The organism is Streptomyces sp. NPDC057654 (genome assembly GCF_042800135.1).
Lineage (GTDB): Bacteria > Actinomycetota > Actinomycetes > Streptomycetales > Streptomycetaceae > Streptomyces.
Map to the genome: position 1 here is coordinate 1 of NZ_JBHVHQ010000388.1, position 7,695 is coordinate 7,695.

A 7,695-nucleotide genomic window follows, 5' to 3' on the forward strand; every position below is an offset into this window, starting at 1 on the left:
GTCCCGGCCCGGCCGGGTGGTGCGGCAGTGGTTCTGTGGGTTCTCCTCCGCGAGCCTCTTAAGACGGCCTCGGTTTTCAAACGTCTACGTCAGTGAATGTCTTGAGCGTCCTCAGACGGCTTCGGTGAGGCCGAGCGCCTCGGCGTGCACGGTCAGCCGCTCGGCGGCCAGCGCCTCCGCCTCGTCGGCGCGGGAGGTGGCGACGACCAGGGCCTGCCCGGCGAGCATGTGCGCCCGCTGGTGCAGCGCGGCTGTGCGGGCCGCGGGGCCGGGCGTGCCGCCGGCCGTCGGTGCGGCGCGCAGCGGGGCGTGCCCGCCGCGCAGCCGGGCCGCGGCGCCGGCGATGCGGCGGGCCGCGTCGTCCAGTTCGGCGGCCGCGGGCCCCTGGGACTCCGCCCGCAGTTCGTCGGTCACGGTCAGCAGGGCGGTGAGGTGTCCCGCGAGCCGGATGTCCAGCTCCTCCTCGCGGGAGCGGTGGGGGCCACGGCCGCGTGCGTCGGCGGGCTCGGCCATGGAGTGGACCGACTTGGTGCGGATCGGTTCGTACATGGGATGGCCTCCTCGCAAGGTTCAGGAGACCATCCTAACTTAGACCGAGTCTAAAGTTGACCCGCTTACACGGATGGCTGCGTCAGGCAGGGTCGGCAGGGTCAGGGCTGGCCGTACCCGTCCAGGAACTCCCCGATCCGCGTCACCGCGTCCGCCAGGTCCTCCTTGGCGGGCAGCGTCACCAGCCGGAAGTGGTCCGGCTCCGGCCAGTTGAACCCGGTGCCGTGCACGATCATGATCTTCTCGGCCCGCAGCAGGTCCAGGACCATCTGCCGGTCGTCCTTGATCTTGTAGACCTTGGGGTCGAGCCGGGGGAACGCGTACAGCGCGCCCTTCGGCTTCACACACGTCACACCCGGGATCTGGGTCAGCAGCTCGTACGCGGTGTCGCGCTGCTCCAGCAGCCGCCCGCCCGGCTGCACCAGTTCGTTGATCGACTGCCGCCCGTTGAGCGCGGTCGCCACCGCGTGCTGTACGGGCATATTGGCGCACAGCCGCATATTGGCCAGGATCGTCAGGCCCTCGATATAGCTGGACGCGTGCGCCTTCGGGCCGCAGACGGCCATCCAGCCCGCGCGGTACCCGGCGACCCGGTAGTTCTTCGACAGCCCGTTGAAGGTGAGGGTCAGCAGGTCCGGGGCGATGGCGGCGGTCGGGGTGTGCGTGACGCCGTCGTAGATGATCCGGTCGTAGATCTCGTCGGAGCAGACGATCAGGTTGTGGCGGCGGGCGATCTCGGTGATGCCGCGCAGCAGCTCGTCGTCGTAGACCGCGCCCGTCGGGTTGTTCGGGTTGATGACGACGATGGCCTTGGTGCGGTCGGTGACCTTGCGCTCGATGTCCGCGAGGTCCGGCATCCAGTCCGCCTGCTCGTCGCAGCGGTAGTGCACGGCCGTGCCGCCCGCCAGCGAGACCGACGCCGTCCACAGCGGATAGTCGGGCGCCGGCACCAGCACCTCGTCGCCGTCGTCCAGCAGCGCCTGCATCGACATCTGGATCAGCTCGGAGACGCCGTTGCCGAGGTAGACGTCGTCGACGGACAGCTCGATGCCCTTGGTCTGGTAGTGCTGCATCACCGCGCGGCGCGCGGACAGCAGCCCCTTCGCGTCCCCGTAGCCGTGCGCGTCGCCGAGGGAGCGGAGCATGTCCTCCAGGATCTCGGGCGGGCACTCGAAGCCGAAGACCGCCGGGTTGCCGGTGTTGAGCTTGAGGATGCGGTGTCCTGCCGCCTCCAGCCGCATTGCCTCCTCAAGGACCGGACCACGGATCTCGTAGCAGACATTGGCGAGTTTCGTTGACTGGATCACCTGCATGTCGGCCACCATACGGCCGGGTCACGGGGACCGCCGCTCGTTTTACCGGTGAGTAGGACCACGGGGGCCGGGGCCCCCGCGGCCTCCTCAGGCGGTCGGCGCGCGCCGGACCGTACGGCCCGCCAGCACGTCCGTACGGCGCCCGTCTTCCATCACAAAGCGCCCATCAATCAACACATACGGAATACCGGTCGGAAGGCTCTTTGGGGCTTCGAAAGTGGAGCCGGCGGCGACCTCGGCCGGATCGAAGAGAACGAGATCGGCGCGGTATCCGGTCCGTACCAACCCCCGGTCGGACAGCCTCAGCCGGGCCGCGGGACGCGACGTGAGATGCGCCACGCACTCCTCCAAAGAGAGCACACCCAGCTCGCGCACGTACCGGCCGAGGTACTGCGGGAACGTCCCGTACGCGCGCGGGTGCGGCTTGGCGCCCTGGAGGATGCCGTCGCTGCCGCCCGTGTGCACCCGGTGCCGCATGATCTGCCGCACGTTCTCCTCGTGGCCCACGTGCTGGAGGATCGTCGACCCGAGCCGGTCCTCGATCAGCAGCCGCCGCGCGGTCGCCCACGGCTGCTCGCCGTTCTCGGCGGCGCTGCGCGCCACGGTCTTCCCCACGAACCGCCCCAGTGCCGGGTCGGAGACCCCGGAGATCTCGATGGTGTCCCACTCGATCGGCACGCCGTGGCAGCCGTCCGCGCCCTCGACCTCCATGGCGAGCCGGATCCGCTCCGCCGCCGCCCCGTCCCGCAGCCGCGCCAGGATCGCCTCCGGGCCGCCCTCGCTCGCCCAGCTCGGCAGCATCGCGACGAGCGTGGTGCAGCCGGGGGTGTACGGATAGGTGTCGAGCGAGATGTCCGCGCCGCCCGCCAGCGCCGCGTCCAGCAGCGCCAGCAGCTCGGGGGCGCGCCCCTCGTTCACGCCGAAGTTCATGGTGGCGTGGGCCAGGTGCAGGGGGCAGCGGGCCTCGCGGGTGAGGTCCACCATCTCCTCGTACGCCCGCAGCGCCCCGGCCCCGTACGAGCGGTGGTGCGGGCAGTAGTAGCCACCGTGCTCGCCCACCACCCGGCACAGCTCGGTCAGCTCGGCGTCCGAGGCGTACATGCCCGGCGTGTACGTCAGCCCGGACGACATCCCGACCGCGCCCTGCGCCATGCCCTCGGCGACCAGCTCCTTCATCCGCTCCGTCTCGGCGGGCGTGGCGGGCCGGTCGTCCCAGCCCACGGCGAGCATCCGCACCGTGCCCTGCGGGATCAGATACGCGGCGTTCACGGCGATGCCGTCGCCGCCGAAGCCGTGGTCGAGGCGGTCCAGGTACTCGCCGACGCTCCGCCAGGAGAAGTCGATATCGGAGCCGTCGCCGTTCCACCCGGTGATCTGCGCGCGGACCTCGGCGAGGGTGCGGTCGTCCACCGGGGCGTACGACAGCCCGTCCTGGCCGATCACTTCGAGGGTGACGCCCTGCGCGGCCTTCGCCTCGTGCCGCGGGTCGCGCAGCAGCGCGAGGTCGCTGTGCGCGTGCATGTCGATGAAGCCGGGGGACAGCGCCAGGCCGCCCGCGTCCAGGACGCGCCGTGCGGTGGGCCGGTCGCCCCCGCCCTCGCGCACGACGGCGGCGATCCGGCCGCCGTCCACGGCCACGTCCGCCCGGTAGGAGGCGCTGCCGGAACCGTCGACGACCCGGACGTCGCGGATGACCAAGTCCATGGCCGTTCCTCTCAGAAGAAGGTGCGGACTTATCGGAAGAAGGTGCGGATGTATCAGAAGAAGGTGCGGATGTAGTCGACGACCGTGCCGTCCGCCTCGACCAGCGGGATCATCTGCCACTTGTCGAAGGACGTGCAGGGGTGCGACAGGCCCATGCCGATCCAGTCGCCCACCTCCAGCTCCACGCCGTCCGCCACGGTCAGCCAGCCGTGCTGGTCGGAGAGGGCGGTGACCTCGATGCCGGTCGCGGGCCGCTGCGAGCCGTCCCGCGCGGACCGTACGACCTGCGGCTCGGGCAGGTCGAGGTCGTACGCGGCGTCCCGCTTGCCCGCGTTGACGAACGCCTGGCCGGGCTCGGGGCGCGAGACGACCTGCGCCCACAGGCGGAAACCAGGGTGTAGCGCGCCCTCTTCGGGCACCCGGTTGAAGGGCGTGACCTTGCGGTAGCGGCCGTCGTCGTGGGAGATGTACGCGCCGGAGCGCAGCACCTTGAGCGCGGGCGCGGACAGCTCCGGCAGCTCGGCGAAGACGTCGGCGACCGCGTCGAACCACGCGCTGCCGCCCGCGCTCACCACGATCTCGTCCAGCCCGGCGAAGCGGCCCGCCTTGTCGAAGTCGACGGCCAGCGCGGTGAGGCGGCGCAGCCATGCCCGTACGGTCTCGCCGTCGGCGGCGGGGACCTCGCCCTCGTAACCGGCGACGCCCGCCAGGCGCAGCGTTCCGGTGGCTGCGACCGCGTCGGCGATCGCGGCGCACTCGGCCTCGGTGCGGACTCCGGTGCGCGCGCCGTCGCCCGCGCCCAGCTCGACGACGACGTCGAGGCGGCGGGCGGCGCCCGCCTCGCTCAGCGCCCGGTCCATCAGCTCGACGCCGCGCAGCGAGTCGACGTAGCAGAGGAAGCGGAAGTCGGGGTCGGCGTCGAGCTCGGCGGCGAGCCAGCGCAGCGCGGCGGCGTCCACCAGCTCGTTGGCGAGGAAGATCCGCCGCATGCCGAAGGCGCGGCAGACGCGGATCTGGGCGGGCACGGCGACGGTGATGCCCCACGCGCCGTGCGCGAGCTGGCGCTCGAAGAGCTGGGGGGCCATCGAGGTCTTGCCGTGCGGGGCGAAGACCAGGCCGTGCCGCTCGGAGTAGCGCTCCATCAGGGCGAGGTTGTGCTCCACGGCCTCGGCGGAGAGGGCCAGCACGGGGGTGGTGAACCCGCCGTCGAACAGCGACCGGCGCTCGGCGGCGAGGGCCTCGACGGTGCTGCCCTCGGCGTCCGGAGGCAGGGCCTTGAAGCGGTGGTCGACGCGGTCCTGGGCCAGGCGAGCGGCGGCGTTGCCGGCGGCCATGGAGCCTCCCGTGGAAAGTCATGTTGCATGGTGTGCAACAGCCATTGCGTATAACGCTTACTGCTGTCTAACATCCCGGCAAGCACGAGGTCAACGGTGCGCCTCACGCCAACAGCGCGCACCACGCACCCGACCCCGGCCCGCAGGCCCGCCGGACCGCCCGCTGGATCAGCCGCCACAGGACCCGAGGAGCGAGACAGATCGTGACCGCAGCCCCGAGCAGTCCGGACGCCGACGTCGTATGCCTCGGCGAATCCATGGTCACCTTCCGTCCCGCGATACCGGGCCCCCTCGCGGACGTGCCCTCCTTCGAACGCGGCATCGGCGGTGCCGAGTCCAACGTCGCCTGCTCCCTCGCCCGCACCGGCCATACCGCCCGCTGGATCAGCCGCGTCGGCACCGACGGCTTCGGAGAACACCTCGTCACCGCCATCGCCGCCACGGGCGTCGACACCGCCTCCGTTCAGCATGACCCGCACCGCCCCACCGGAATCTACTTCCGCACGGCCGGTGAGCGGGCCGTATCGGCGGACCCGGCCACACCAGACCGGGCCGCCGCACCGGATCCGGCCGCGACGGCGGACCCCGACGCACCCGAGACCGCCGAACCGGTCTCCGAAGTCGTCTACTACCGCGCCGGCTCCGCCGCCTCGGCCATGTCCCCCGACCTCATCACCCGCGAACAGGCCTGGTCCGGCCGCGTCCTGCACCTCACCGGCATCACCGCCGCCCTCTCCGACGACTGCCGCGCCCTGCTCCGTACCCTCACCGCCCGCGCCCCCGGCCGCCCCCTCGTCTCCTTCGACGTCAACTACCGCGTCGGCCTGTGGCACGGCGCCGCCGAAGGCCCCGCCGTCCTGCTCGACCTCGCGCGCGGCTGCGACCTCGTCTTCGTCGGCGAGGACGAGGCGGAGGCGGCCTGGGGGCTGCACGGCGCCGATGCCGTCCGGGCCGCGCTGCCCGAACCGGAGATCCTCGTCGTCAAGCAGGGGGCCGCGGGAGCCACCGCGTACGCCCGTACCGCCTCCGGCGCCTCCTCCGATGATTCCGCCGACTCCGTCGTCTTCGTCCCCGCCCTCGCCGTCGACGTCGTCGCCTCCGTCGGCGCGGGCGACGCCTTCGCCGCCGGCTTCCTCTCCGGGACCCTGCGCGGACTGCCCCTCGCCGAGCGGCTGCGGCACGGGCACCTGATGGCCGCCGCCGCCCTCACCGTCCCCGGCGACCTCGCCGCACCGCCCGCCCGCCGCCTCGCCGACCGGCTGGCCGCGCTCGACCCCGACGCCTGGGGGAGACTGCGACTCGGCCCCGGCTGGGCGAGTCAGCCCGCGGCGGCCGAGGCCGAGACCGTACGGGTGGAGGAGCGCACCGCATGAACGACCACACGACCAGGCACATCCAAAGAGCACGCACGGACCGGAGCCCTGCCCTCCGCGACCGCGCCGACCGGCCCCGGCGCGGCGCCCTGGGGGCGACATGAGCCAGACCGTCGACCGCGCCCTGTCCATCCTGCCGCTGCTGGCCGAGGGCCCCGCCAACCTCGAACAGGTCGCGAGCCGCCTCGGCGTCCACAAGTCCACCGCGCTGCGGCTGCTGCGCACCCTGCACGAACACGGCATCGTCTACCGCCAGCAGGATCAGCGCTACCGCCTCGGCGCCCGGCTCTTCGCCCTCGCCCAGGAAGCCGTCGAGAACCTCGACGTACGCGAGATCGCCCACTCCCACCTCGCCGAGCTCAACGAGAGGTGCGGGCACACCGTCCACCTCGCCGTGTACGAGGAGAACGAGGTCCTCTACATCGACAAGGTCGAGAGCCGCTACCCGGTGCGGATGTACTCGCGCATCGGCAAGCCCGTGGCGATCACCGTGGCCGCCGTCGCCAAGCTGCTCCTCGCCGACCTCCCCGAGCCCGAGCGGCGCGCCGTCGCCGAACGGCTCGACTACCCCATGTACACGTCCCGTTCGACGCCCAACGCCGCCGCCTTCCTCAAGGAGCTGGCGGCCGTGCGCGAACAGGGCTGGGCCACCGACCTCGGCGGCCACGAGGAGTCCATCAACTGCATCGGCGCGCCCATCCGGGGCGCGGACGGACGGGCCGTCGCCGCGTGCTCGGTCTCCGCCCCGAACGTCGTCGTCACCGCCGACGAACTCCTCACCCTGCTCCCGCTGCTGCGCCGCACCGCCGACGCCATCAGCGCCGAGTACTCGGGCACGACCCGCACCCCCGACAAGCCCCAGGCCCCCGACAAGACCCGGGCCCCCGGAAGAAACCGCGAGAAGGAAGTCCGACCATGAGCGACAAGACCGCCATCACCCCGGCCACCCACACCACCCCGCCGGCCAAGTTCTCGCACGGCGTGCGCAAGGGGAACATCCTCCAGGTCGCCGGCCAGGTCGGGTTCAAGCCCGCCGTCGAGGGCGAGGCCCCCACCCCGGCCGGCCCGACCCTGCGCGAGCAGACCCTCCAGACCTTCGCCAACGTCAAGGCGATCCTCGAAGAGGGCGGCGCGAGCTGGGACGACGTCATGATGATGCGCGTCTACCTCACCGACGTCTCGCACTTCGCCGAGATGAACGAGATCTACAACGCCTACTTCGAGGCCGAGGGCCTCAAGGAGGCGCCGGCCGCCCGTACGACGGTGTACGTGGGCCTGCCCCCCGGCCTCCTCATCGAGATCGACGCGCTCGCCGTCCTCGGCTGACGCCGACCCCGAACGGCCCGGCCATCGCCGCGTTACCGCTTCACCGACCGTGTCCCGGCACGGCGCCCCGCACCGGCGGGGCGCCGTGCCGCGATC

At 72.2% G+C, this 7,695-nt stretch carries 7 protein-coding genes; 3 read left to right on the forward strand and 4 right to left on the reverse strand.

Features of this window, described 5'->3' with window-relative positions:
* Positions 1-111 precede the first annotated feature (111 nt).
* The 4 genes from ACFU99_RS25350 to ACFU99_RS25365 all read right to left on the reverse strand — a co-directional run bounded on the left by ACFU99_RS25350 (position 112) and on the right by ACFU99_RS25365 (position 4,900).
* Positions 112-549 carry a hypothetical protein gene (locus ACFU99_RS25350; RefSeq protein ID WP_384395712.1) on the reverse strand — a complete coding sequence of 146 codons (438 nt, stop codon included), beginning with the start codon at positions 547-549 and terminating at the stop codon, positions 112-114.
* A gap of 101 nt (positions 550-650) precedes the next feature.
* The gene (locus ACFU99_RS25355) at positions 651-1,862 is read right to left on the reverse strand and encodes a pyridoxal phosphate-dependent aminotransferase (RefSeq protein ID WP_384395714.1); all 1,212 of its coding nucleotides are present in this window, start codon (positions 1,860-1,862) and stop codon (positions 651-653) included.
* 87 nt (positions 1,863-1,949) lie between these two features.
* Positions 1,950-3,566 (reverse strand): amidohydrolase family protein, encoded by a 1,617-nt coding sequence (locus ACFU99_RS25360; protein ID WP_384395717.1) that lies wholly within the window; start codon positions 3,564-3,566, stop codon positions 1,950-1,952.
* Positions 3,567-3,619: 53 nt separating this feature from the next.
* Positions 3,620-4,900: an amino acid deaminase gene (locus ACFU99_RS25365; RefSeq protein WP_384395720.1), complete on the reverse strand. Its 1,281-nt coding sequence runs from the start codon at positions 4,898-4,900 to the stop codon at positions 3,620-3,622.
* A gap of 257 nt (positions 4,901-5,157) precedes the next feature.
* Here ACFU99_RS25365 and ACFU99_RS25370 point away from each other — a divergent pair, with 257 nt between their 5' ends.
* The 3 genes from ACFU99_RS25370 (at position 5,158) to ACFU99_RS25380 (ending at position 7,599) form a co-directional block, all read left to right on the forward strand.
* Entirely contained in the window at positions 5,158-6,273 is a 1,116-nt protein-coding gene (locus ACFU99_RS25370; protein ID WP_384395729.1) for a sugar kinase, read from the forward strand.
* Between the two features lie 100 nt (positions 6,274-6,373).
* A complete protein-coding gene (locus tag ACFU99_RS25375) occupies positions 6,374-7,192 on the forward strand; it encodes an IclR family transcriptional regulator (protein WP_384395723.1) in 819 nt (272 codons plus the stop codon).
* On the forward strand, positions 7,189-7,599 hold the full coding sequence (locus ACFU99_RS25380) for a RidA family protein (protein ID WP_384395726.1): 411 nt from the start codon (positions 7,189-7,191) through the stop codon (positions 7,597-7,599). The genes ACFU99_RS25375 and ACFU99_RS25380 overlap by 4 nt, the downstream gene beginning before the upstream one ends.
* Positions 7,600-7,695 lie beyond the last annotated feature (96 nt).

Bases quoted from the DNA above. Each gene is read 5' to 3' on its own strand.
- ACFU99_RS25350 (WP_384395712.1), bottom strand. From the start codon at position 549: ATGTACGAACCGATCCGCACCAAGTCGGTCCACTCCATGGCCGAGCCC.
- ACFU99_RS25355 (WP_384395714.1), bottom strand. From the start codon at position 1,862: ATGCAGGTGATCCAGTCAACGAAACTCGCCAATGTCTGCTACGAGATC.
- ACFU99_RS25360 (WP_384395717.1), bottom strand. From the start codon at position 3,566: ATGGACTTGGTCATCCGCGACGTCCGGGTCGTCGACGGTTCCGGCAGC.
- ACFU99_RS25365 (WP_384395720.1), bottom strand. From the start codon at position 4,900: ATGGCCGCCGGCAACGCCGCCGCTCGCCTGGCCCAGGACCGCGTCGAC.
- ACFU99_RS25370 (WP_384395729.1), top strand. From the start codon at position 5,158: ATGGTCACCTTCCGTCCCGCGATACCGGGCCCCCTCGCGGACGTGCCC.
- ACFU99_RS25375 (WP_384395723.1), top strand. From the start codon at position 6,374: ATGAGCCAGACCGTCGACCGCGCCCTGTCCATCCTGCCGCTGCTGGCC.
- ACFU99_RS25380 (WP_384395726.1), top strand. From the start codon at position 7,189: ATGAGCGACAAGACCGCCATCACCCCGGCCACCCACACCACCCCGCCG.